This is a genomic window from Gordonia hongkongensis, from assembly GCF_023078355.1.
Classification (GTDB): Bacteria; Actinomycetota; Actinomycetes; order Mycobacteriales; family Mycobacteriaceae; genus Gordonia; species Gordonia hongkongensis.
Genome location: NZ_CP095552.1, coordinates 780,294 through 803,450 on the forward strand (window position 1 = coordinate 780,294; position 23,157 = coordinate 803,450).

General features: G+C 68.1%; 23 protein-coding genes. 12 read left to right on the top strand and 11 right to left on the bottom strand.

The window, feature by feature from the left end; all coding sequences use genetic code 11:
• Positions 1-10: 10 nt before the first annotated feature.
• On the bottom strand, positions 11-1,270 hold the full coding sequence (locus MVF96_RS03540) for an NADH:flavin oxidoreductase (RefSeq protein WP_247451236.1): 1,260 nt from the start codon (positions 1,268-1,270) through the stop codon (positions 11-13).
• Positions 1,271-1,292: 22 nt separating this feature from the next.
• Positions 1,293-1,898, bottom strand: a complete 606-nt coding sequence (locus MVF96_RS03545) for a TetR/AcrR family transcriptional regulator (RefSeq protein ID WP_247451238.1) — start codon at positions 1,896-1,898, stop codon at positions 1,293-1,295.
• A gap of 118 nt (positions 1,899-2,016) precedes the next feature.
• Between MVF96_RS03545 and lpdA the strand changes: the two genes are divergently transcribed.
• Positions 2,017-3,402: a dihydrolipoyl dehydrogenase gene (lpdA, locus tag MVF96_RS03550; RefSeq protein WP_065630145.1), complete on the top strand. Its 1,386-nt coding sequence runs from the start codon at positions 2,017-2,019 to the stop codon at positions 3,400-3,402.
• 4 nt (positions 3,403-3,406) lie between these two features.
• Positions 3,407-4,291: a DNA-3-methyladenine glycosylase family protein gene (locus tag MVF96_RS03555; protein WP_058251285.1), complete on the top strand. Its 885-nt coding sequence runs from the start codon at positions 3,407-3,409 to the stop codon at positions 4,289-4,291.
• A 15-nt stretch (positions 4,292-4,306) separates the two neighbouring features.
• Here MVF96_RS03555 and MVF96_RS03560 read toward each other — a convergent pair whose 3' ends face one another.
• On the bottom strand, positions 4,307-4,951 hold the full coding sequence (locus tag MVF96_RS03560; protein WP_247451239.1) for a class I SAM-dependent methyltransferase: 645 nt from the start codon (positions 4,949-4,951) through the stop codon (positions 4,307-4,309).
• A gap of 16 nt (positions 4,952-4,967) precedes the next feature.
• On the bottom strand, positions 4,968-5,504 hold the full coding sequence (locus MVF96_RS03565; RefSeq protein ID WP_247451241.1) for a carboxymuconolactone decarboxylase family protein: 537 nt from the start codon (positions 5,502-5,504) through the stop codon (positions 4,968-4,970).
• A gap of 25 nt (positions 5,505-5,529) precedes the next feature.
• Between MVF96_RS03565 and MVF96_RS03570 the strand changes: the two genes are divergently transcribed.
• Positions 5,530-5,994, top strand: a complete 465-nt coding sequence (locus MVF96_RS03570; protein ID WP_065630148.1) for a MaoC family dehydratase — start codon at positions 5,530-5,532, stop codon at positions 5,992-5,994.
• 20 nt (positions 5,995-6,014) lie between these two features.
• Here MVF96_RS03570 and MVF96_RS03575 read toward each other — a convergent pair whose 3' ends face one another.
• Both MVF96_RS03575 and MVF96_RS03580 read right to left on the bottom strand, forming a co-directional pair.
• Entirely contained in the window at positions 6,015-7,292 is a 1,278-nt protein-coding gene (locus MVF96_RS03575; RefSeq protein ID WP_418930435.1) for a lipase family protein, read from the bottom strand.
• Positions 7,293-7,432: 140 nt separating this feature from the next.
• Positions 7,433-7,576 carry a hypothetical protein gene (locus tag MVF96_RS03580; protein WP_247451244.1) on the bottom strand — a complete coding sequence of 48 codons (144 nt, stop codon included), beginning with the start codon at positions 7,574-7,576 and terminating at the stop codon, positions 7,433-7,435.
• A 157-nt stretch (positions 7,577-7,733) separates the two neighbouring features.
• On the opposite strand from MVF96_RS03580, the gene MVF96_RS03585 reads away from it, so the two are divergent.
• Positions 7,734-9,149, top strand: coding sequence for a lipase family protein (locus tag MVF96_RS03585; protein WP_247451246.1), 1,416 nt, complete (start codon positions 7,734-7,736; stop codon positions 9,147-9,149).
• Here the strand turns inward: MVF96_RS03585 and ramB are convergent.
• Positions 9,146-10,576: an acetate metabolism transcriptional regulator RamB gene (gene ramB / locus MVF96_RS03590; RefSeq protein ID WP_065630150.1), complete on the bottom strand. Its 1,431-nt coding sequence runs from the start codon at positions 10,574-10,576 to the stop codon at positions 9,146-9,148. The two genes, MVF96_RS03585 and ramB, sit on opposite strands and share 4 nt — an antisense overlap.
• Before the next feature lie 60 nt (positions 10,577-10,636).
• Here ramB and MVF96_RS03595 point away from each other — a divergent pair, with 60 nt between their 5' ends.
• The 5 genes from MVF96_RS03595 to MVF96_RS03615 all read left to right on the top strand — a co-directional run bounded on the left by MVF96_RS03595 (position 10,637) and on the right by MVF96_RS03615 (position 16,355).
• Positions 10,637-11,407, top strand: coding sequence for a hypothetical protein (locus MVF96_RS03595; protein ID WP_247451248.1), 771 nt, complete (start codon positions 10,637-10,639; stop codon positions 11,405-11,407).
• A gap of 467 nt (positions 11,408-11,874) precedes the next feature.
• Entirely contained in the window at positions 11,875-13,170 is a 1,296-nt protein-coding gene (gene aceA / locus MVF96_RS03600) for an isocitrate lyase (RefSeq protein ID WP_068971642.1), read from the top strand.
• A 162-nt stretch (positions 13,171-13,332) separates the two neighbouring features.
• A complete protein-coding gene (locus tag MVF96_RS03605; RefSeq protein ID WP_068971643.1) occupies positions 13,333-14,199 on the top strand; it encodes a 3-hydroxybutyryl-CoA dehydrogenase in 867 nt (288 codons plus the stop codon).
• Positions 14,200-14,486: 287 nt separating this feature from the next.
• Positions 14,487-15,206, top strand: coding sequence for a heparin-binding hemagglutinin (locus MVF96_RS03610; protein ID WP_247451250.1), 720 nt, complete (start codon positions 14,487-14,489; stop codon positions 15,204-15,206).
• A 210-nt stretch (positions 15,207-15,416) separates the two neighbouring features.
• Complete coding sequence (locus MVF96_RS03615) at positions 15,417-16,355, top strand: hypothetical protein (protein WP_065630152.1); 939 nt, start codon at positions 15,417-15,419, stop codon at positions 16,353-16,355.
• A gap of 90 nt (positions 16,356-16,445) precedes the next feature.
• Here the strand turns inward: MVF96_RS03615 and MVF96_RS03620 are convergent, their stop codons facing one another.
• Positions 16,446-16,970 carry a helix-turn-helix domain-containing protein gene (locus MVF96_RS03620; protein WP_137810858.1) on the bottom strand — a complete coding sequence of 175 codons (525 nt, stop codon included), beginning with the start codon at positions 16,968-16,970 and terminating at the stop codon, positions 16,446-16,448.
• Positions 16,971-17,041: 71 nt separating this feature from the next.
• Between MVF96_RS03620 and MVF96_RS03625 the strand changes: the two genes are divergently transcribed.
• Complete coding sequence (locus MVF96_RS03625; protein ID WP_247451251.1) at positions 17,042-18,235, top strand: benzoate/H(+) symporter BenE family transporter; 1,194 nt, start codon at positions 17,042-17,044, stop codon at positions 18,233-18,235.
• A gap of 195 nt (positions 18,236-18,430) precedes the next feature.
• On the opposite strand, the gene MVF96_RS03630 is transcribed toward MVF96_RS03625, so the two are convergent.
• From MVF96_RS03630 to MVF96_RS03640, 3 genes are read right to left on the bottom strand one after another with little or no spacing between them, the layout of a single operon-like run.
• On the bottom strand, positions 18,431-19,282 hold the full coding sequence (locus tag MVF96_RS03630) for a PPK2 family polyphosphate kinase (RefSeq protein WP_247451254.1): 852 nt from the start codon (positions 19,280-19,282) through the stop codon (positions 18,431-18,433).
• Entirely contained in the window at positions 19,279-20,103 is an 825-nt protein-coding gene (locus MVF96_RS03635) for an SDR family NAD(P)-dependent oxidoreductase (protein ID WP_247451256.1), read from the bottom strand. The genes MVF96_RS03630 and MVF96_RS03635 overlap by 4 nt, the downstream gene beginning before the upstream one ends.
• On the bottom strand, positions 20,103-20,930 hold the full coding sequence (locus tag MVF96_RS03640) for a TetR/AcrR family transcriptional regulator (RefSeq protein ID WP_175401099.1): 828 nt from the start codon (positions 20,928-20,930) through the stop codon (positions 20,103-20,105). The genes MVF96_RS03635 and MVF96_RS03640 overlap by 1 nt, the downstream gene beginning before the upstream one ends.
• Positions 20,931-20,971: 41 nt before the next feature.
• Here MVF96_RS03640 and MVF96_RS03645 point away from each other — a divergent pair, with 41 nt between their 5' ends.
• Together MVF96_RS03645 and MVF96_RS03650 are read left to right on the top strand one after the other, a co-directional pair.
• Positions 20,972-22,312 carry a DUF445 domain-containing protein gene (locus MVF96_RS03645; protein ID WP_247451258.1) on the top strand — a complete coding sequence of 447 codons (1,341 nt, stop codon included), beginning with the start codon at positions 20,972-20,974 and terminating at the stop codon, positions 22,310-22,312.
• Positions 22,313-22,632: 320 nt separating this feature from the next.
• Entirely contained in the window at positions 22,633-23,154 is a 522-nt protein-coding gene (locus MVF96_RS03650; protein WP_272498882.1) for a helix-turn-helix domain-containing protein, read from the top strand.
• Positions 23,155-23,157 lie beyond the last annotated feature (3 nt).

Here is a 23,157-nt window from a genome sequence, read left to right on the forward strand (position 1 = left end):
GGCCCCCACCCTACTGCTGTGCGGCCACCGGGTCGGGGACCTCGCCGGTCCGGACCGGGCATCGGGTGTGGGAGTAGATCGTCGGCATGCAGAGATTGCAGTGGACGCATTTCGACGTCGTCGACGGGTCGGCGGCGAGGCGCAGAGGTAGGTCGGGTTCACGTAGGAGCGCGCGCCCCATCGCCATGAAATCGAAGCCCTCGGCGAGCGCGAGGTCCATCGACGCCCGGTCGGTGACGCCGCCGAGGAGGATGAGCGGCAGGTCGACGGCCTTGCGGAGTTCTCGGGCGAGAGGCAGCAGGTAGGCGTCGTGGTAGCGGTAGTGCTTGAGGAAGAACGGTGCGAACGCCTTGAGCCCGTACTTCATCGCGCCGGAGAACGCATCGGCGAACTCTTTGCGAGGTGCCTCGCCGTGGAAGAGGTACATCGGGTTGAGCAGTGAACTCCCCGCGGTGGGTTCGATGGCGTCGAGGTGGCCGTCGGATTCCAGTAGCTGTGCCACCTCGCATGCCTCGTCGACGTTGAAGCCACTCAGCCTCGCCCGGCCCCGGGCCCGCGCCGCGGGCGAGCGCTCGTGGTCGACCCGGCCGACGCCGTCGAAGAGGTTGAGCTTCACCCAGATCGCAGCCTCGTCCCCGACCTCGTCGCGCACGCTCTCGACCACCTCACGGGCGAGGCGGGCGCGGTTGACGAGGCTCCCGCCGTAGGCGTCACGACGCCGGTTCAACAGCGGGGACAGAAAGCTGGAGATGAGATAGTTGTGGCCGCAGTGGATCTCGAGTCCGTCGAAGCCGGAGTCCACCGCGAGCCGTGCAGCCCGGCGGAACGTGGTCCGCAGGTCGGCGATGTCGTCGACACCGATCGCACGGGTCACCGACATCCCCATCGGCGCGGGTATCCGTGACGGTCCCAGGGAGGCGGCCCGGTTCGACGCCGAGTTCGCGACCGCGCCCGCGTGTCCGAGTTGGGCCGCCGCGAGCGCACCCTCGGCGTGGATGGCGTCGGTGAGTCTCCGCAACCCGGGAACCGCCTCGGGGCGCATCCAGATCTGGTGGCGGTCGGTGCGGCCCTCGGGCGAGATCGCGCAGTAGGCGACGGTACTCATGGCCACCCCGCCGGCGGCGACCTCGCGATGGAACTCGATGAGTTCGTCGGTCACCAGGGCGTCGGGCGTCATCCCTTCGAAGGTGGCGCATTTGATCAGCCGGTTCCGCAGGTGTAGCGGTCCCAGCCGGGCGGGGCTGAACGGTCCGGTGGTGGGGCTGTCCACAACGGGTCCTCTCACTCGTGTCTCACATGGCGGGTGCGGTCAATCCGGCGGTGACGAAGCCGGCCAGGGCCGTCACCGCGGCGGCGCTCAAGGTCTCCGTGCCGCCGAACCGCAGGAGGATCAGCTGGAAGGCGAGTGCCCAGCGTCGGCGCGCCTCGCTCGCGGTCAGGCCGGGGACGGCCTCGGCGAGCATGTCGGCGAACGGATCGAGATCGAACCAGCGCGATGTCCAGTTCGCGGTGGGATGGGCGAACACGAATCGTGCGAGCAGCTGTAGGTGCAGATGTCCGGTCGGGTCGGACTGCAGGTCGACGAAGGGGGCCACCACGACGTCGACGACATGCGCGATCGGTGTACCGGCCGGGTCGAGGGAGGCCAGCGGGTCGGCCCACAGCGGACCCAGGCGAGACTCCAGCAGCGCGATGGTGAGGTCGTCCTTGGTGCCGAAGTGATAGTGCACCGCCGCCGGGTTCGCCTCGGCGGCCGCGCAGATCGCCCGGACGGACACCTTGTCGTATCCGTCGGCGAGGAAGAGACGTTCGGCGACGGCCAGCAGGGCGTCGCGGGTGGGCAGCGACGTCGAATCGCGGCGCTCACGACCGCGTCCGGCGCGCGTGGTCTGGGTCACACGTCGAGGAAAGCACAGTTCAGTCGATCTTTCAATCAATGATTGAATACGCAGGTTGCTACCGGCGAGTAGTGGGACACTCTGCGGCGACGGTCGGGCGCGACGTAGGCTGGCAGTCGTGGCTGAACACTTTCAAACAGTTGTATTGGGTGCAGGTCCAGGTGGGTACGTAGCCGCGATCCGGTCGGCTCAACTGGGCATGAAAACCGCCGTCATCGAGGAGAAGTACTGGGGCGGTGTGTGTCTGAACGTCGGATGTATCCCGTCCAAGGCCCTGCTGCGCAATGCGGAGCTCGCACACATCTTCAACCATCAGGCCAAGACCTTCGGCATGAGTGGGGACGTGTCCTTCGACTTCGGCGCGGCATTCGACCGCAGCCGCAAGGTCTCGGACGGCATCGTCAAGGGCGTCCACTACCTGATGAAGAAGAACAAGATCACCGAGATCGACGGATACGGGGTGTTCACCGACGCCAAGACCATCAAGGTGGGCGACCGGGAGATCACGTTCGACAACGTCATCATCGACACCGGGTCGACCGTCAAGCTGCTCCCCGGCGTCGAACTGTCGGAGAACGTGGTCACCTACGAAGAGCAGATCCTGACCCGTGAACTGCCCGAGTCCATCGTCATCGTCGGTGCGGGCGCCATCGGCATGGAGTTCGGTTACGTCATGGCCAACTACGGCGTCGACGTCACGATCGTCGAGTTCCTCGACCGCGTGCTCCCCAACGAGGACGCCGACTCCTCGAAGGCCCTCGCCAAGGAGTACAAGAAGCTCGGCATCAAGCTGCTGACCTCCACCCGGGTCCAGAAGGTCACCGACAACGGCGACAGCGTCACCGTCGCCTACACCGACGCCAAGGACAAAGAGGGTGAGCTCACCGTCGACAAGGTCCTCATGTCCGTCGGATTCGCCCCGCGCGTCGAGGGCTTCGGCCTCGACAAGACCGGTGTCGAACTCACCGATCGCGGCGCCATCGCCATCGACGACTACATGCGCACCAACGTCGACGGCATCTACGCCATCGGCGACGTCACCGCCAAACTGCAGCTCGCGCACGTCGCCGAGGCCCAGGGCGTGGTGGCCGCCGAGACCATCGCCGGCGTCGAGACCATGACCCTCGGTGATTACCGGTTCATGCCGCGTGCCACCTTCTGTCAGCCGCAGGTCGCATCGTTCGGCCTCACCGAGGCGCAGGCCAAGGACGAGGGCTACAACGTCAAAGCGACCACGTTCCCGTTCTCGGCCAACGGCAAGGCCCAGGGGCTCGGCGAGACCGCGGGCTTCGCCAAGCTCGTCACCAATGCCGACACCGACGAGCTGCTCGGCGGACACCTGGTGGGCGACAACGTCTCCGAGATGCTCCCGGAGATGACGCTGGCCCACAAGTGGGATCTCACGGCCAAGGAGCTGGCGCGGAACGTGCACACGCACCCGACCATGTCGGAAGCACTGCAGGAGACGTTCCACGGCGCTCTCGGGCACATGATCAACCTGTAGACGTGTGAGTGCAGACGAGCGGGTCCGGGAGTGGACGCTCCCGTGGCCGCTCGACCTGCGGGCAACGGTCGGCCTGCACCGGCGCGGTGCGGGCGACCCGGCGTTCGTCTACGCCAGGGACGGTTCGGTCTGGCGGGCGGTGCACACCCCCGACGGGCCGGGCACCCTGACGATCGCCGTGCGGTCCGGCGTCGTCGTCGGTCGCGCATGGGGTCCCGGCGCTGACTGGCTGCTCGACCAGATGCCGGATTTCCTCGGTGCGCGTGACGATCCCGACGCCCTCGTCCCCCGCGATCCCGTTGTGCGAGAACTGGTGCGCCGCGCCGAGGGTTTGCGGCTCTCGCGCACCGACCGGGTCTGGGAGGCGCTCGTCCCGGCGATCCTGGAACAGAAGGTCGTCGGCGCGGAGGCGTTCCGTGCCTGGCGGTACCTGCTGCGCCGCTTCGGTTCTCCCGCGCCCGGACCGGTCCCGGAGACCATGCGGGTGCCGCCCGCCCGGCAGGACTGGGTGCGCATCCCGAGCTGGGAGTGGCACCGCAGCGGCATCGAACCGGTCCGCATGCGGACCATTCGCGGCGCCACCACCATCGACGTCGAACGTCATGCGCGGAAGCTCACCGTGCTCCGCGGTGTCGGCCAGTGGACCGAGGCGGAGACGCTGTCGCGGTCGCTCGGCGACCCCGACGTGGTCAACGTCGGCGATTACCACATCCCGAAACTGGTGGGGCTCACCCTGATCGGCGAGGCCGTCGACGACGCCGGGATGCTCGAACTGCTCGAACCCTATGCGGGGCAACGTCAACGAATCATCAGGCTGGTCGCGCGGCGGGGCGTCCGGCCCGAACGGCGCGGCCCGCGGATGACGGTCCGCGACTACCGGGAGTTCTGAGGCGCCTCGGGCCGTCTACGACGCCGACTTGCGCGCCAGCACGAACTGCCCCTGGCCAGTGATCGTCTGCTCGACGTCGTCCGCACCGGCGCGTCGGAGGCGCTCGACGATCTCGTGGTCGTCGAAGATCCGGTACCCGCTCGCCCCGGCGAGCGGCCGGACGCCCGGGAACGAGGTGAGCGGCGTCGTCACCGAGGTGAAGACCACGATCTCGCCACCGGGTGCGGTCACCCGCACCAGCTCGTCGACGACCGGTAGCGGGTCGGGGATCAGATAGAGGGCCGCCAGGCAGGTCACCACGTCGAAGGTGTTGTCGGCGAACGGCAATGCGTGGGCATCACCCCGCAGGAACGCGGCCCGCCCCACCGCGTTGGTCTGCGCGGCCCGCGCCAGCATGGGCGCGGAGAAGTCGATGCCGATGCAGCGACCGTCGCCGGTGAGTCCGTCGGCGATCTCGCGTGTGTAATTGCCGGGGCCGCAGGCGACATCGAGGACCAACCGGTCACCCGGGCGGGCGAGGTAGGCGCGTAGTGCGCGGTCGAAGTCGGCGGTGGAACGGCCGCCGAGGCTGAAGAGCCGGGTGAAGGTCGGCCGCCAGAGATGCTCGTAGATCTCGGCGAAGTACTCGTTGCGCATCAGGCGCTGCGCGATCGACTCCATGTCAGGGGTGTCGCAGTCAGGAGCGGGCGTCGCGCTGGACGCGCAGCGTGTGGATGGTGGTCGCGAGGCTGTCGTATTGACCGACGAGCAGGGTGAACCCGATGAGTTTCCGGTCGTCGAGGTGCCGGGACAACGCCTGCCATGCGATGTCGGAGACGTCCTTGGTCTCGACGAGTTCGTCGACCGCGCGCAGGATCGCCCGTTCACGATCACCCCACCCGGCGTCGGGACCCTCGAGGATGCGGTCGAACTCGTCGGCGGTGATCCCGGCCCGACGGCCGAGGCGTCGGTGATGGTCGAGTTCGTAGTCGCAATGCCTCAGGTGGGCCACCCGGAGGATCACCATCTCGGAGTCCTTGCGCGGCAACACACCGAACGGCATCAGCCGGCTGCTGAAGTGGAGCCAACCGCGGAACAACCCCTTCGCGCGACCCAGGGTCGAGAAGATGTGCGCGTCGTCGACACCCATGACGCGTGCGGCCCCCCGCGCGAAGACGAAATTGACCGGCCCGAGCTCCCGGAAACCACCCGGTGCGACGCGAGGTGTGCCCATGGGCCCACGGTAGACTACGCGGACTATGACGCACACCACACGGACGTTCACCAGTGTCGACGAACTGAAGGCCGCGATCGGCGAAGACCTCGGCTCGGGCGAGTGGCTCGAGATCACCCAGGAACGGGTCGACGCCTTCGCCGATGCGACCGGCGATCACCAGTGGATTCACGTCGACCCCGAGCGTGCGAAGTCCGGTCCGTTCGGGACGACCATCGCGCACGGATACCTGACGGTGTCGCTGCTGCCGATGATCGCGGGGAAGATCTTCACCGTCGAGGGCCCCAAGCTGGTCCTGAACTACGGCATGAACAAGCTGCGCTTCCCGAACCCGGTGAAGGTCGGCGCCCGCATCCGCTCGAACGCGGTGATCACCTCGGTCGAGGAGACCCCCAAGGGCGTGAACATGGTCGTCACCAACACCGTCGAGATCGAGGGCGAGGCGAAGCCCGCGTGCGTCGCCGAGAACCTTCGCGTCCTCGTCTTCTGACCGGGGCGGCTCCTCGACGCTCAGCGGCGGCACTCGTCGACGGCCGGTTCGCCGCGTAGCCGGCGGTCGAGCCAGTCGAGGGCGACGGGGAAGCCGAGCAGCGCCGCGCTGATGTGTTCACCGAAGACCTCGCGGTAGGCCATGACCGCACCGAGGGCGCATTGTTCGCGGTAGAGGGCGCGGGCGCCGGCCGCGGGTATCCACCACTCGTGGGTCCCGTGGTAGATCAGCAGCGGGATCACCGAGGCGCGGTCGGCCATCGCGGTCAGCCGATAGATCCGCTGGGCGGTCGGCGACCGGAACGGGTCGGGATCACTCGAGAGCAACTGCATCGGCAGGAAGGTGCCACCGGCCACCGCCTCGGGGATCACGCACACGTTCTTCAACGGCGACGACGCGAGCCAACGCGCGGGCCGGTTCGTGAGGGTCAGGATCTCCGGGCGCTCGCGCGCGATGCCGACGGTGGCCGCGTGGAACAGGCCGGTCGCGAGGTTCGCGTTCATGCTCCCGACCAGCATGCGGAAGTCGGCCGGGACACCGCCGAGACCCGCGCCGACGACACGGTCGGTGAGCTCGGGTGCGTACTCGCCCAGTAGTTTCGCCGCACCGTGGGTGGCGATGGCGCCGCCCGAGTACCCGGTCATGGCGATCCGGCTGCGGCGCAACAATTCCGGGCGCACATGGAGGGCCGCGCGGACGGCGTCGAGGATCACGTGCCCGGCGAGTACCGGCTCCGCGTAGGCCATCCGGGGTCCCTGGTGGTCGGGCACGAGCACCGCATAGCCCTCGTGCAGCGCCAGCTGGGTCGTCGGCGGGATCAGGTCGGTGACGCCCGTCGCGATGGAAAACCCATGCGCGAGTGTGTGTCCCGGTGTGCAGGCGGCACCGAGTGAGTCGATCGGCAGGTTGTTCACGAGCATCGGCGTCGGTGCCCTGGCCGTTCGACGCGGGACCAGCAGGGTCGCGGTGCCGTAGATCGGCGCCCCGACGGCATCGGTGCTGCGGAACTTGATCAGCGTTGCCGATCGGAGCGGTACCGTCACCACCGGCCCGGCGGCGGCGGTGACGTCGCGGGTGGCGATCACGTCTCCCGGCGGGCGTGAATCCAGGTCGGTCGGGCAGCGGTCGAACATCGGGTCACCCGTGGGGGACGGCAGGATCGCTTCGCGCAATTCGAGTGCGCGGTGGTCGAATCCGTCGGCTCGCGCACGAGGCGGGATCGTGCGAAGCCGCGGTATCGGCGGCGGTGGCACCACGCGGTCGATCGCGCCTGCGACGGGCGGCGGTAGCGGCATCATGTTCGGCGGGTCCGCGGCCGATGGTCCGGCGGACAGCGAGCCGACGGCGGCCACCAGCAGCGCGGCCACCAGCAGCACGGCGACCACCACCACGGTGGCCGTCCGCACCGCCCGGCGTCGAAGCGCGTGCCGGGTTCTCGTCATGGCGGTGCCTCCGCGTCGAAGAGCGCTTCGTCGGTGACCTTAGGACAGTCGACCCGGCGCGGACCTCCGTTGCGCATCGATGGTCGCCGCACCGAGATGTAACCGTGATGTGCGGCGCGATAGGCGGTTTCGCGTGTCACCCGACCGGACTACATGGGTGTCGCCATGGATGGTCGCTCCCGCGCAGGCCGTCGTCACCGACTAGCATTGGCGGAGGTCATCGCGGTTCGAGTCGGCAGAGGTGCTGCCGGGGGGCGGGCGACTCGACGATGGCCGAGGTGAGACGGGAGGTTGGCGATGCCGGCCAGGGGTGTTCTTCGACGATCGGTCCGACGCGCAGCGGTCGCGGTGACGGCGACGTGTGCCGCCGCGGCGCTCCTCGCGGGCCCGACCGGGGCGAGTGGTCCCGCCGACGCCGAGCCGCCCAATCTCACCGCGGTCCCGCCACAGTTGCCGGCGGACGTCGACGGCCTGATCCCGGCGCCGCCGGTCGAGAAGCTGTCGCGCATCCCGGAACGGTCCCGGATTCCCGGCGCCTCCCGTGAACTGCAAGAACTGCGCGAGGCGATCATGCCGTCGCCCAGTGGCGACCGGTTCTTCGACCACTGGCCGGCCGGTCTGGCCGCGCGGACACCCGGTGAGGTCCTGACCACGCGGTCGGTGACCCGGGTGGCACAGCCCCTGGTCTTCGTCCCGCTGCGATCGGCGCGGCAGGTCAAGTTCCGGACGACCGACGCCAACGGCGCCCCGATGTTCGGCACGGCCACCCTGCTGGTGCCGGCCAAGGCCTGGACCGGGCGGGGAGACCGCCCCGTCCTGGTCAACAACTCGCCGATCGTCGCGCTGGGCACCAAGTGCACGACGGGCTTCACCTACGCGCACGGTTTCACCAACAACACGAACGAGACCGATCTCATCCCGCCGTTCACCCAGCTCGCGTTGGACCGGGGTTATGCGGTGCTCGTGCCCGACCACACCGGGCCCCGGATGGCCTACGCCGAGCCGTATGTCGCGGGCCACGTGATCCTCGACTCGTTGCGCGCGGCCGGCGCTCTCGACCCGGCGAACTTCGCCCGCGGACCGGTCGCCATGGTCGGCTACTCCGGCGGGGCGATCGCCACCCACGGCGCGGCCAAGCTGGCCGCGAAGTATGCGCCCGACATCGCCGGGCGGTTCGTGGGGGCGGCCATCGGCGGGGTGCCCGCCGACTACCGGACACTCGCCGGCGCCATGAACGCGAACCTCGCGTCCGGGGTCTTCCACGCCGCGATGCTCGGCGTCGCCCGGGAACGGCCCGAGGTCCTCCAGATGTCGAACCATCTGGCGAGATGGCTTGCGACGTCGGAGATCCGCAACATCTGCACCGATGACATGGGCAACCTCGGGATCGCTCACCTGCCGACGCAGCTCCTGTCGACCGACCCCGATCCGTTCCACTCCGCGATCGCCGAGGAGCTCTTCGAGGTCACGTCCATGTCGGATCTGAAGGCGTCGATGCCATTGCTGATCTACCACGGGCGCTACGAGTGGTGGGTTCCCGCAACCCAGGCGCGGGCGCTCGCCGCCCAGCAGTGCGATCTCGGTGCGACAGTGACGTATCGGGAGTACGAGGCCGAACACGTGACGGCGGCTGCGGTCGGGTTCCCGGACACCGCGACCTGGCTCGACGAACGTCTGCGCGGGATCCCCGCACCGAACGGGTGTGGTCGTTAACGGTTCTCGGTAAGGCTCATGTACGGCGAGACGCTGCTGGTGTGTTCGTCGATGCGGAGCGATGCTCCGACCGCGGGGAACGCGCGCTGGGCGCAGTTGGTCCGCTCGCACACCCGGCAACCGGCGCCGATCGGGGTCACATGCGCCTGCGGTCCGATCTCCAGACCGTCGGAATAGATCACCCGCGCGGCATGGCGCAGTTCGCATCCCATGCCGATCGCGAAGGTCTTGCCGGGCTGTCCGTAGCGGGTGGCGCGGCGTTCGACGGTGCGCGCAACCCAGAAGTAGTTCCGGCCGTCGGGCATCTCGGCGATCTGGGTGATGATCTTGCCGGGGTAGGCGAACGTCTCGTAGACGTTCCACAGCGGACAGGTGCCGCCACTGGACGAGAAGTGGAAACCGGTGGCGGACTGACGTTTCGACATGTTCCCGGCTCGGTCCACGCGCACGAACGACCAGGGGATGCCCCGCAGGTTGGGCCGCTGCAGCGTCGAGAGGCGGTGGCAGATCGTCTCGTAGGAGACGGCGTAGAAGGCCGAGAGGCGTTCGATGTCGTACCGGAAATCCTCTGCGGCGCCGTGGAATTGGCTGTAGGGAAGGACGACTGCGGCGGCGAAGTAGTTCGCCAGACCGAGAAGTCCCAGCGCGCGGGCGTCCTCACCGCTGAAGTTCGCCTCGTCGACCAGTTTGTCCAGGAGGTCCTGGTACTCGAGATAGCAGAGCTCGCTGGCGAGTTTGAACGTCCGCTGACCTGCCGAGAGCGACGCGGAGAACTCCAGACGCCGGGCCTCGCGGTCGAACCGGTGCAGGGTGTAGTCCCCGAGGTCGACGCGGCGCACGATGCTGATGCCGTGGACGCTCTCGATGCGGTTCATGATCTCGCGCCGGATGTCGGCGGAGTGCATCCGCATCCGGGTCGTCATCTCCTCGGCGACGACATCGAGTTCGTGAATGTAGTTGCGGCGCTGGTAGAAATAGTCCCGCACCTCCTCGTGCGGCGCGCTGATGGTGCCCCGCATGCTGCGGTCCCCCCGCTCGTCGGTCGCCGCCGCGAGCTGATCGGTGGCGACCCGGTAGCGGCGGTGCAGGTTCACCATCGCCTGGGCCATCTCGGGATGCGACGCGACCATCGCGCTGAGCCCCTGCGCGTCGAGTGCGCCGGGGGAGGCCTCCAGGTCGTCGTCGAGCAGCGCCTCACGCAGCTCGGCGACCAGCCGGACATCGTCCTGGCTGTCGAAGAACCCGGCGTCGACGCCGAAGGCCTCGGTGATCTTGGACAGCACCGAAGCGGTCAGCGGACGGGCATCGTGCTCGATCTGATTCAGGTATGACGCCGAGATCGACAGGGTCTGCGCGAGGGCAACCTGCGACAGGCCGCGCTCGGAACGCAATTGGCGCAACCGCGAGCCCACGTAGGTCCTGCTCATCGTCCACCTCCCGGACAGGTGCTGCCGCGTCGCGCGTCGTTCCCAGGGTACGGTGACCGCGTGCTACCCCTCCTCGGCCGACGCCGCCCGCGGGCAGCGCTGGCCGCGTCGGTCGTGGCAGTGGCGCTCGGCCTCGCGGGGTGCGCGGGCGACCCGGGGGAGACGACGGCTCCCCGCGGTCCCGCCGATCTCGTGCTGTCCGAAGCCCAGCTGCCGCCGGGGTACACCTCCGCCCCGCTGTCGGTGGTGGATCTCGTCGCCGGGAACCGGGCCGCCATCGACGCCTCCCGATCGGTGCGCGTCACACCCGAGTACTGCCGGCCCGCCTCCGACGCCGCGCTCAACGACCAGCTGACCGCCGACAACTCGGCGGTGCTGGCCGCCCGTGACGGCGCGACGGGCACCCTCGTCGAACTGGTCACCACCGCATCGCGCGACATCGACGCCGACCGGCTCACCACGACCGGCCGTTGTTCTCGGACCACGACGGAGATCACCACCGGCAACCTCGCGGGCAGTCGGGTGCTCACGGTGTACACCGAACTGCCCCAGCCGGACATCGACGGCGGGTTGCTGCCCGGGGAGCAGATGCTGCTCACGCGGTCCGACGTCACGACGACCCTGCCCGACGGCGGTGTCCGGCGGCAGATCGGGTTCGCCGGGTACGCCCTGCTCGACCGGCCGGCGTCGGGGGAGGTGTCGGTGCAGCTGACGGTGTCGGGCGCGACCACCCCTGCGAGCGATCCGCCGTCCATCCCGGTGGGGCCGATCGAACCGTCGGTGTTCGCGGATCTCTTCGAGACCGCCGTCGAGCGCGTCACCACGCCCTGACGGCCGCCGTCCGCTGTCCGCGGACCGTTCCGGCCAGGTGTGATGGACATCACTTTCGGGTATCCGGTCGTCCGGGTGGGGGTCCGAGGACCTCCGGGCCCCAGGATCGGCTCGACTACTCGTGAGTAGAAAATCCCAGTACGGACGTACTTTTTGGCGGAAGTAGACCCTGCGTTCACAGAACTATATTTGCAAACTTTGCAAACTGGTGGCGAAAAATAACCCATATTTACACGCTCCGAGGGTTGGACCTGCGGGTTTGTGTTGTGGCACCCTTGCTGCAGGCACCACCGATCCCAAGTCAACGGGTTCGCAAACTTCGGCCGAGACTGACGCCGATCGCGATCACACACCCCAGACGAGGACATCGGCTGTCTGTCAGCAGAGAGGTTCCGGCGGCGCGCCGGGCCGTCGCCCCGATCCGGTCCCCGGTCGGGACGAGCAGGACAACGAAAGCGAAGCAGCCAATGAGCAACGTCGGAAAGCCCCGTACCGCCGCGGAGATCCAGCAGGACTGGGACACCAACCCGCGCTGGAAGGGCATCAAGCGCGATTACACCGCCGAGCAGGTCGCCGAGCTCCAGGGCTCGGTCGTCGAGGAGCACACCCTCGCCCGCCGCGGCGCCGAGATCCTGTGGGACGGCGTGACCAAGGGCGACGGCAGCTACATCAACGCCCTGGGCGCTCTCACCGGTAACCAGGCCGTGCAGCAGGTCCGCGCCGGCCTGAAGGCCGTGTACCTCTCGGGTTGGCAGGTCGCCGGTGACGCGAACCTGTCCGGCCACACCTACCCCGACCAGTCGCTCTACCCGGCCAACTCGGTCCCGAGCGTCGTGCGTCGCATCAACAACGCGCTGCTGCGTGCCGACGAGATCGCCCGCGTCGAGGGTGACAACTCGGTCGACAACTGGGTCGTGCCGATCGTGGCCGACGGTGAGGCCGGCTTCGGCGGCGCCCTCAACGTCTACGAACTGCAGAAGGCCATGATCGCCGCGGGTGCCGCCGGTACCCACTGGGAGGATCAGCTCGCGTCGGAGAAGAAGTGCGGCCACCTCGGTGGCAAGGTGCTCATCCCGACCCAGCAGCACATCCGCACCCTGAACTCGGCTCGTCTCGCCGCCGACGTCGCCGGTGTCCCCACCGTCGTGATCGCCCGCACCGATGCCGAGGCCGCCACGCTGATCACCTCCGACGTCGACGATCGCGACAAGCAGTTCGTCACCGGTGAGCGCACCGCCGAGGGCTACTACCACGTGAAGAACGGCATCGAGCCGTGCATCGAGCGTGCGAAGTCCTACGCGCCGTACGCCGACATGATCTGGATGGAGACCGGTACCCCGGATCTCGAGCTGGCCCGCAAGTTCGCCGAGGCCGTCAAGGCCGAGTACCCCGACCAGCTGCTGTCCTACAACTGCAGCCCGTCGTTCAACTGGAGCAAGCACCTCGACGACAGCACCATCGCGAAGTTCCAGAACGAGCTGGGCGCCATGGGCTTCACCTTCCAGTTCATCACGCTGGCCGGCTTCCACTCGCTGAACTACGGCATGTTCGACCTGGCCTACGGCTACGCCCGCGAGCAGATGTCGGCGTTCGTCGACCTGCAGAACCGCGAGTTCAAGGCTGCCGAGGAGCGCGGCTTCACCGCCGTCAAGCACCAGCGTGAGGTCGGCGCCGGCTACTTCGACAACATCGCCACCACCGTCGACCCCAACACCTCGACCGCTGCTCTCAAGGGCTCGACCGAGGAAGGCCAGTTCCACTAGGAACTCGCCACCGTCGTGATCTAGGCGAACCAGGCAGGCGGTCCGCGGCTTTCGCTGCGGGCCGCCTGTTGGCGTATCCCGGGCTCGGCGCGTGCCCGGAGGGTCACCCATGTTCTTGCGAAATCGGTTCTTGCCGAGGACGCTTCCACCCGAGGAGCCGACATGACAAACCAGAAGATCTCCCGCGTCGGCGTGGTGGGGGCAGGACAGATGGGCGCGGGGATCGCCGAGGTGTGCGCGCGGGCCCACGCCGACGTGCTCGTCTACGAGCACAGCCGAGAACTCGTCGTCGCCGGTCGCGCCCGGATTCTCCGATCACTCGATCGCGGTGTGTCGAGCGGCAAACTGACCGAACGCGAACGCGACCAGGCGTCGATGCGACTCCGCTTCACCACTGACCTGGGCGACTTCGCCGATCGCCACCTCGTGTGCGAGGCCGTCGTCGAGGACGAGGTGGTCAAGACCGAGATCTTCGCCCAACTGGACAAGGTCGTGACCGACCCCGGGGCGATCCTGGCGTCGAACACATCGTCCATCCCGATCATGAAGCTGGGCATGGCAACCCAGAACACCGCCCGCGTCATCGGCATGCACTTCTTCAACCCCGTACCGGTTCTCCCGCTGGTCGAACTCGTCACCACCCTGACGACCGCTCCGGAGATCGTCGAGCGCGCCGAGGCCTTCGCCCACGACGTGTTGGGCAAGCAGGTGGTCCGGTCGGCCGATCGATCCGGATTCGTCGTGAACGCGCTGCTGGTCCCGTATCTGCTCTCATCCATCCGGATGGTGGAGAGTGGTGTCGCGACCGTCGACGACATCGACAAGGCCATGGTCCTCGGGTGTGCGCACCCGATGGGTCCCCTCAAGCTGGCCGATCTGGTCGGACTCGACACGATCAAGGCCATCGCCGACCGGATGTACGAGGAGTTCAAGGAGCCGCTCTACGCACCGCCTCCGCTGCTGTTGCGCATGGTCGAGGCGGGGCGACTGGGCAAGAAGGCCGACCACGGCTTCTACCGTTACGCCTGATCGACGACGGTCCGGCGCGCGTCCGAGGTGACGTGCGTCACGAGTGTTAGCACGATGCTTGCATTTGCTAGCACAGCGTGGATACTGGTTATCGGAAACACCAATACCGATGGCGCCGCGGTTCCCTTATCTCGCGCGGTGTGAGCCGAATCGAATTGGCTTGCAACACCGACCGTTCCGAGGCGGCAGGCGACGGATTGTTCCGACATGCGCCCGGCGAAGACGCCGAGATCAACGAGACCGCATGTGCTGCAGCGCGATTGGTGACCCGACCGAAGGAGTTCACTGTGACCACCACCGAACGTAACTACGCCCCCCTCTATGCCGCCGTCGGCGCCGGCGACTACGCCTTCGCCCAGGTGACCGAGAAGCTGACCGAACTGCGTGAGCGCACCGAGGCTGCTGCCGAGACCGCCCAGTCGCGTTTCGACGAGGCCAAGACCCGCATCGGCTCGCTGTCCGAGGAGGTCCCGAGCGACCTCGACGAGCTGCGCGGCAAGCTGACCGCCGAGGAGCTCAAGCGCCTCGCCGACCCCTACGTCGAGAAGGCCTACGGCTTCTACACCTCGCTCGCCGAGCGCGGCGAGGCCACCCTCGAGCGCCTGCGCACCAAGCCGCTCGTCCAGGAGAACCTGTCGCGCGCCGAGAAGGTCTACAACGACGCCGTCGACCTGACCGAGGACGCCCTCGGCGTCGTGTCGACCCAGACCCGCCTCGTCGGTGATCGTGCGGCGAAGCTCGCCGGCCGTGCGAGCGAGCAGGTCGAGGACGTCGCCGTCGCGATCGAAGAGGCCGGCAGCAGCGTCAAGGAGCAGGCCGACGACGCGGCCAAGGAGATCGACGGCGCCGCAGGCACTGTCGAGGCCAAGGGCCGTGCCGCCAAGGCTTCGCCGGCCAAGAAGGTCGCCGAGGCCAAGGACACCCCGGTGCCGGCCGTGAAGAAGACCGCCGCCAAGAAGGCGCCGGCCAAGAAGGCCCCGGTCAAGAAGCCGACCACCGCGAAGTAACTCGCACACAGTCGCATTCGGCAACGCCCCCGCTTCCGGCGGGGGCGTTGTCGTGTGTGGGGGGCGCCTTTGTCTCGGGACGAGGTCCCTGTCCCGCGGTGGTGTTTCCGTCCCGCTGATGAGATCCGATCAGCGGGACGGAAGCGGGACCGCGGGAAGGTTGGGGAAAACCCGATGGAGCCGAAACGCCCTCCGCTGCGTCGAACAGAGATGACCAGCTACCCACTGGACCGCTACGGTCTGATCCGTCGCGGCGCCGCACTCGATGCGGCTTTCTCCGACAATCTGCTTGCTGCAGCGGTATCCGCCGGCGACCTGATCCGGCTCATCCCCGGCGTCTACGTGCCGGCATCCGACGACTTCGCCGGGCACGAAGGTGACCAGGAGTTGCACCGCCTCAAGTCTGTCGCGATCGCCACGTCACAGCCGGCGAGCGCACCGCAGTTGCCGCTGAGTCACGTCTCGGCCGCCGCGGTGCTCGGCATTCCACTGCTGAAGCCCGAGACCGAACGCGTCCACGTCACCAACGGCAAGAAGGCCGGCGGATTCATCGCGACGCATCGTCACGTCCACGCCGCCGTCCTGACGGCAGACGAGCTCGCAGTCGTCGACGGAATACCCGTCACCAGAATTGAGCGAACCGCTGTCGATGTAGCGGCCGGGGGCGACTTCGCACAGGCCCTCACCGCCTTTGACCAGGCACTTCGGACAGGCGCCGATCGTGAGCTAATGGGGCGGATCCTCACCTCTCGTCGTCGGCAGGGGGGCAGAGTGGCTCGGCGTGCGCTGGCACTGGCCGATGGGGCGGCCGAAAGTGTCGGCGAATCCTGGAGTCGGGCGCAGATGATCGAGGCCGGCCTGCCGGTTCCGCGACTGCAACACGAGTTCTGTGGGCGGAGCGGCGTCTACCATGTCGACTTCGACTGGGAGGCGAAGCTCGTCGGGGAGTTCGACGGCATGGTCAAATACGGCCGCCTCCGGCCATCAGGGAAGACCGTGGCCGATGTCGTACTGCAGGAGAAGCTGCGCGAGGACGAGATCCGCGCGCTGGGCCCCGTCGTCGTGCGCTGGACCTGGTCGATGCTCGAGGACGGATCCTTCATCGGCCTGCTCCGGCCATGGCTGGAGAAGTTCGAGTTGATGAGCTGAGTCCCGCGGTCCCGCTTCCGTCCCGCTGATGAGATCCGATCAGCGGGACGGAAACAGCACCGCGGGAGCGAGACTCCGCGACGGCGCCGGTCAGGGCGTCCGGATGGTGAGGACCGCGAGCGCGCCGTCGTCGCTGCGGTAGGTGTGCGCAACGTCGGACAGCCAGTGCAGGGATTCGCCCGGTCCCGCCGCGCGTTCTTCGCCGGCGCGACCGGCCCGGAGATGGCCGCTGACGACATGTACGTGCTCGACGACGCCGGGCCCGTGCGCGGGCGACTCCCTGGTCCCGCCCGGGCTGACGCGCAACCAGAAGACCTCGGTGACCGAGCCGTCGTCGTGATGCTCGACGTGCAGCACCCGGGCGGCGAGGTGGGGGCCGGCGCCCTCGACTCCGGATTCCTCGCCCAGGAGGGCGGACAGCGGCACGCCGAGCGGACCGGCGATGGCGTACAGCGTGTCGAGGGTCGGGTTTCGTTGTCCAGCTTCGAGTTCGGACAGCGAACCCTTGCCGATTCGCGCTTCCCGGGCGAGGCCTGACAAGCTCAGGCCCCGCTGCTTTCGGATGGCGGAGATCCGGGCCCCGACCGCGCGTCGTCGATCCTCGCCGGGTGTCATCGTCCTCGTCTCGTTCGCGTCGCTGCCGACAACCACTGTTCTGTTCGGAACGATACCGCTATGCTCGCGACATGACCAGTCCCGCGCCGCCGGCTCGCGGTGAGCCGATCATCGCCGGAGTCGTCACGTCGCTGGTCGGTTTCACCTCGTCGTTCGTCGTGGTGGTCACCGGCGTGCGGGCCGTGGGTGCCAGTCCGGCACAGGCCGCGTCGGGTCTGCTCGTCCTGACGGTTCTGTTCGGCCTCGGGTCCATCCTGCTCTCGCTGCGCACGCGCCGCCCGGTGACGCTGGCGTGGTCGACGCCGGGCGCCGCGCTGCTCGTCTCGGCCGGTGCGTCCTATGACGCGGGGTGGCCTGCGGCGGTGGGAGCGTTTCTCGTGGTCGGGCTGCTGATCGTGGCGACCGGGCTGGTGCCGGCACTCGGTGAGCTGATCGGCCGGATTCCGACGCCAATCGCCCAGGCGATGCTCGCGGGGGTGCTGCTCACCCTGTGTCTGGCGCCGATGACCTCGTTGTCAGCGCAACCGTGGTCGACGATTCCGATACTCCTCGTCTGGTTGCTGGCCATGCGATGGTTGCCGCGGTGGGCGCTGCCGCTGGCTCTGGTCACCGCACTGATCGTGATCGGCGTGAACCTCGCCGTCGATGGCTACGACGGCTGGGCCGGTGAGACGTGGTGGCCGCAGCTGGCCTGGACCACACCGGCGTTCGACGCGACAGCGATTGTCGGCCTCGCGATTCCGCTCTTCGTCGTCACCATGGCCTCACAAAACGTTCCGGGGGTGGCCGTACTCAAGTCGTTCGGTTACGAAACACCGTGGCGGCCGGCGATGTTCGTGACCGGGGCGGGAACCGTGATCGGGGCGCCGTTCGGCGGACACGCGATCAACCTCGCCGCGCTGTCCGCGGCACTGGCCGCGGGTCCGGAGGCGGGCGCCGACCGGTCGCGACGATGGATCGCCGGCGTGGCCACGGGGTCGACGAGCCTCGTACTAGCGGTGCTGTCGGGTGCGCTGGTCGTCGTCACGGCGATCGCGCCGGACGGACTGCTCGAAGCCGTTGCGGGACTTGCGCTCCTGGCCACGTTCGTGGCCGCGATCATGGGGGCGTTCGAGAAGCCGGAGTTCCGCATTCCCGCGGCACTGGCGTTCGTGACCGCGGCCGCGGGCGTCACCTTCGGGGGGATCGGTGGCGCGTTCTGGGCGCTTGTCGTCGGGCTGGCGGCGCACGGGGTGCTCAGTCGGCGCCCGGTTCCTGCTCCCTGATCCGAAAGAACCGCATAACCCCTGGTCCCTGAGGTGCGAGGAGCGCAAGCGACGAGCCACGAAGGGCCTGGCGAGGCGAGTTGCGAAGACCCTTCGTGGCTCGCTTCGCTCGCACCTCAGGGACCAATAAGTGTGTGGCTCTTTCGGATCAGGGACCACTTGATGTGCGGCTCTTTCGGATTGGGGAGCGGAAATTCAGTCGGCGGCGGCGAGTCGTCTCTTCTCGGCCTCGACGTCGAAATCGGCGGCAGGCCAGTCGAGGTCGAGGCGAGCGAGCGCGTCGATGAGCAGTTCGCACACCGCGAGGCGCGCGAACCACTTGCGGTTCGACGGGATGACGAACCACGGCGCGGAGTCGCGGTCGGTCAGGTCGAAGATCGCCTGATATGCCTCGAGATAGGCGTCCCAGTGACCGCGTTCGTCGACATCGCCCGTGTTGTACTTCCAGTACTTGTCGGGTCTTTCGAGGCGCGCGGCGAGGCGGCTCTTCTGCTCGTCCTTCGACACCACGAGGCAACACTTGACGACGGTGGTCCCGCCGGCGACGAGTTCGGACTCGAACTGGTTGATCAGGTCGTAGCGTTTCTCCCACACCGACTGCGGGACGAGATCGTGCACCCGGACGGGGAGGACGTCCTCGTAGTGCGACCGGTCGAAGATCCCGATCCGGCCCGCGGGCGGAAGGGCGCGGTGGATACGCCACAGGAAGTCGTGCTGCAACTCCTCTTTGGTGGGTTTGCCGAACCCCTTGATCGACAGACCCTGTGGGTCCATCATCCCGCCCACGTGGCGCACGATGCCGCCCTTGCCGGCGGTGTCCATGCCCTGCAGCACGAGCAGAACCGAGCGGTGGTCACCGGCCCGGCCGTTGGCGTACAACAACTCCTGGAGATCGGCGAGAACCTCGCCGCGCTGCGCGAGCAACTCCGTGCCGGAGGCCTTGTCGCCGTCGAAGCCCGGCGTCGTCTCCGGGTCGAACGACGCGATCGGCCCGATGGCCCCGACGCGCAGGGCATCGGCGGCGGGAGTGGTCCAACCAGCGGTCATGGGGTCCTCTCGGGGTCGGATGCGGGCGCCGGCTCGGCCGGGGGTGGGAACAGCGGCCCGCCACCGAACGCCGTGCGATGTGAATCCGGCGGCGTGCCATCGTTGTTCACGATCCCATAGGCGGAACCGAGTTCGGCGGTGACGAGCGTGCGGCCGCTGAGGTCGGACAGCCCGGGATCGGCCGCCAGCCGGGAGATGACCCGGCCGACGAACTCGGGGTCCTCCGCGCGGGCGAGCGAGAAACCGGCGAATTCGTCGACACCGAGTGACAGCAACAGCTCGGTGCGGATCAGGCCGAGCCACAACGAGATCGAGCTGACGCCGGTGCCCCGCAGCTCCACCGCCATGTCCGCGGCCATCTTGTCCAGGGCGGTCTTGCTCATCCCGTACAGGACCGAGTGCAGATGGCCGCGCGAGCCGAACGACGAGATGTTGGCGATGAGCCCGCGGCCGGCGTCGGTCATGAGCCGGGCCGCGTGCACCGAGGCCACGTAATGCGCTCGCAGTCCGACGCCGATCAGGGTGTCCCAGTCGTCGACCGGTCGCTTCCAGAACGGGTCGGAGAACCCGCCGAAACCCTTCGGCGCGGCCCACGCGTTGTTGACGAGCAGATCCAGACCGCCTGCGCCGGTGGCGATCTCGTCGAACACCGCGGCCACCGCGGCGTCGTTGGTGTGATCGCAGGGCAGCGCGCGGGCGCCGTCGGGGCCGGTTCCCTGTCGCGACGTGACATACGTCGTCCACCCGTCGTCGATGAGCGCACGAGCGATGCCGTACCCGACGCCGCGACTGCCGCCGGTGACGAGAGCGACGCGCGTCATCAGGCGCCGGGGGTCCCGGAGGCGGGATCGGCGGGCAAGGGGTCGGCGGGTGGGGGATCGAAGAGCGCAGGCGGCGCTGCCAGGAACTTCTCCCGGGACCCGTTGACCTGCCAGACACCCACGACCGCGCTCCAGACCATCATGGTCAGATAATCCACGACTTCGTCGGCGCTGAGGGTGCGTTTGGTCATCCACCAGTCGACGACGTGCTGGATACCGCCCACGAGCGCGTGCGACCAGAGCTCGGCGCCGGTGGTGTCCGCGCCGCGTTCGGCCATCCGCAGCTGGATGTTCCCCATCACCAACTGGGTGACGAGTCGCACCGAATCGGCGGGCGCCGGAGAGGAGGTGGGCGAACTGGCCAGGGCGAACCGGTACAGCTGCGGTTCGTCGTCGACGGCGTGCACGTACACCCCGATGATGGTGTGGGTGAGCGTGTACTCGTCGAGATCGTCGGCGATCGCCTCGGTCAGCCGCGGATAGATCGTCGTCTCGAAGAACCGCACCGTCGTCGCGACGCCGAGGTCGCTCTTGTCGGCGAAGTAGCGGTACAGGACGGTCTTGGAGACGCCGATGTGGGCGGCGATCTCGTCCATGCCGACGTCGGCGCCCAGTTCACGGACCGCGGCGATGACACCGTCGGTGAGTTCGGTGCGTCGGGCGAGCTTGTGCTTCTCCCACCGCTGTTTGCGACCGTCGGGTTTGGCGCCGGTCTCGGCGACCGACTCGGTGACCGTCGTCAGGACCTGTTCCAGCCCGCGCGTCACGTTGGCCGCGGCCGCCACTGCGGCGCGCGCGGCCGCGGCGGGATTCGGGCGGTTGGCCATCACGCAGCCAGCGTAGTCGCTCGATGGGTGACACTGGTTCCATGGCATCGACAGTCATCCCAGGAGTCGCCGGTCAGCACGACGGTCCGCCGGCCACGGCGTCCGCGCCCGGATTCGGCGGGAACAGCGCCGGCGACGAGGGCAGACGCAGGGACCTTCGCAAGATGAAAGCGGTGGCCACCGGCTTCCTGGTCTTCGCCGCGATCGTGTATCTGTTCACCCGCTACCTCGAGCATCGCGACGGCGCCGACGTCGCGGCCTGGGTCGGCTACGTCCGCGCGGCCTCCGAAGCCGGGATGGTCGGCGCGCTGGCCGACTGGTTCGCGGTGACCGCCCTGTTCCGCCACCCGCTGGGCATCCCGATCCCGCACACGGCCCTGATCCGCAAGAAGAAGGACGACATCGGCGAACAACTCGGCGGTTTCATCGAAGAGAACTTCATGACGCCCGATGTGGTGGTGTACCGAGCCGAGCAGCTGGATCTGCCCCGACGGTTGTCGACGTGGGTGGCCGACCCGCGCAACGCGCCGCGGGTGAGTGGCGAAGCCGCCCGAGCGATCAAGCTCGCCGCAGAGATGCTGCGCGACGAGGACGTCGAACAACTCATCCAGGCCGCGTTGAAGTGGGCGGCAGAACCCCAGTGGGCGCCGCCCACCGGCCGCATCCTCGAACAGCTGATCGCCGAGGATCGTCTGGAGCCGGTGTTCCAGCTGCTGTGTGACCGGGCTCATGAATGGGCGGTCGGCAGCCAGGATCTGATCGATCGGGTCGTCGACCGGGACGGACCCCAGTGGACGCCGAAATTCGTCAACAGTCTGGTGGGGGACCGGATCCATCGCGAGCTCGTCGACTTCACCTACAAGGTGCGGGTGGATCCCGATCACGAATTGCGGCGTGCCATGCACGAATTCGTGGAGAAGTTCGCCGACGATCTGCAGCACGACCCCGAGATGATCGCCAAGTTCGAGGCGCTCAAGCTCGAACTGGTCGGGCGCGACGAGGTGACCGGTGCCGCGTCGACGGCGTGGCAGACCGGCAAGGCCGTCATCGAGGAGATGCTGTCGGACCCGAACAGCACGCTGCGGAACACGTTGTCGGACTCCATCATCCAACTCGCGGAACGTGTCCGCGACGACCGGCCGCTGCAGGAGAAGATGAACGGCTGGGTGGCGCGGGTCGCGCACCACGTCGCCGCGAACTACTCACAGGAGATCATCTCGGTCATCACCGAGACCGTGCGTGGTTGGGATGCCGATGACACGAGTCGCAAGATCGAACTGCAGGTCGGCCGCGACCTGCAGTTCATCCGGATCAACGGCACCGTCGTCGGCGCACTCGCCGGGCTCGTCATCTACTCGACCTCGGTGCTGATCTTCTCCTGATCGACGAGCCGCGAGGGACCTGGCAACCGGTGTCACCAGGACCCTTCGTGACGCGCCCTCCGCAAGCTCCGGGCGCTCCTCAGGGAGCGGGGGGCTGACGCGCCCTCCGCAAGCTCCGGGCGCTCCTCAGGGAGCAGAGCGGGCCACCGGTGTCGCGGTTCTTTCGGCGGAGCTGGAGAGGGCAGCTTCGCTCGGTCGTTGTCTAACCGGGAGTTTGCTGTGTGCTTGCACGGGCTAGCACTGGTGTTGATACTGGGAGAACGGGCCGAAAGTCGGACACATCGCCGAACGTCGGGCCCCACCATGAGAACGGAGCGTTGATGCAGTCCGAGAAGGATGAAGCGTCCCCCGACGCGGACCGCGCCTCGGCCGCCGACTCCGGCGCACCGGGTGAAAGCTCCACTGCTGACCGCGTTTCCGGCGTCGAGGTGGCCGGCGACGACCCTGATTCGACGACCCCCATCGCGGTGGAGGCGGTCGAGGCCGTCGCCAACGCGGCCCAGGACATCGGTGCGTTCATTCGGTCCCAGCGGGTCGCGGGCAAGGTCTCGCTGCGCCAGCTCGCCGAGCGGGCGGGCGTGAGTAACCCCTATCTGAGCCAGATCGAACGCGGCCTGCGGAAACCGTCGGCGGAAGTGCTCGCCCAGATCGCCAAGGGTCTCCGCGTGTCGGCCGAGGTCCTGTACGTGCGGGCGGGGATACTCGAAGAACGGCCCGCGAGCCCGGTCCGTGATGCTCTCATCGCAGATGACTCCATCAACGAACGTCAGAAGCAGATGTTGCTGGAGATCTACGAGTCGTTCCGGAAAGAGAACACGATCGAGTCGACCGGCAAGGAGTAGTTG

What these genes read in the sequence shown, in the direction of transcription:
- MVF96_RS03560 (WP_247451239.1), bottom strand. Translation starts at nt 4,951, where the DNA reads ATGGAGTCGATCGCGCAGCGCCTGATGCGCAACGAGTACTTCGCCGAG.
- MVF96_RS03565 (WP_247451241.1), bottom strand. Translation starts at nt 5,504, where the DNA reads ATGGGCACACCTCGCGTCGCACCGGGTGGTTTCCGGGAGCTCGGGCCG.
- MVF96_RS03570 (WP_065630148.1), top strand. Translation starts at nt 5,530, where the DNA reads ATGACGCACACCACACGGACGTTCACCAGTGTCGACGAACTGAAGGCC.
- MVF96_RS03575 (WP_418930435.1), bottom strand. Translation starts at nt 7,292, where the DNA reads ATGATGCCGCTACCGCCGCCCGTCGCAGGCGCGATCGACCGCGTGGTG.
- MVF96_RS03585 (WP_247451246.1), top strand. Translation starts at nt 7,734, where the DNA reads ATGCCGGCCAGGGGTGTTCTTCGACGATCGGTCCGACGCGCAGCGGTC.
- ramB (WP_065630150.1), bottom strand. Translation starts at nt 10,576, where the DNA reads ATGAGCAGGACCTACGTGGGCTCGCGGTTGCGCCAATTGCGTTCCGAG.
- aceA (WP_068971642.1), top strand. Translation starts at nt 11,875, where the DNA reads ATGAGCAACGTCGGAAAGCCCCGTACCGCCGCGGAGATCCAGCAGGAC.
- MVF96_RS03605 (WP_068971643.1), top strand. Translation starts at nt 13,333, where the DNA reads ATGACAAACCAGAAGATCTCCCGCGTCGGCGTGGTGGGGGCAGGACAG.
- MVF96_RS03615 (WP_065630152.1), top strand. Translation starts at nt 15,417, where the DNA reads ATGACCAGCTACCCACTGGACCGCTACGGTCTGATCCGTCGCGGCGCC.
- MVF96_RS03620 (WP_137810858.1), bottom strand. Translation starts at nt 16,970, where the DNA reads ATGACACCCGGCGAGGATCGACGACGCGCGGTCGGGGCCCGGATCTCC.
- MVF96_RS03625 (WP_247451251.1), top strand. Translation starts at nt 17,042, where the DNA reads ATGACCAGTCCCGCGCCGCCGGCTCGCGGTGAGCCGATCATCGCCGGA.
- MVF96_RS03630 (WP_247451254.1), bottom strand. Translation starts at nt 19,282, where the DNA reads ATGACCGCTGGTTGGACCACTCCCGCCGCCGATGCCCTGCGCGTCGGG.
- MVF96_RS03635 (WP_247451256.1), bottom strand. Translation starts at nt 20,103, where the DNA reads ATGACGCGCGTCGCTCTCGTCACCGGCGGCAGTCGCGGCGTCGGGTAC.
- MVF96_RS03640 (WP_175401099.1), bottom strand. Translation starts at nt 20,930, where the DNA reads ATGGCCAACCGCCCGAATCCCGCCGCGGCCGCGCGCGCCGCAGTGGCG.
- MVF96_RS03645 (WP_247451258.1), top strand. Translation starts at nt 20,972, where the DNA reads ATGGCATCGACAGTCATCCCAGGAGTCGCCGGTCAGCACGACGGTCCG.
- MVF96_RS03650 (WP_272498882.1), top strand. Translation starts at nt 22,633, where the DNA reads ATGCAGTCCGAGAAGGATGAAGCGTCCCCCGACGCGGACCGCGCCTCG.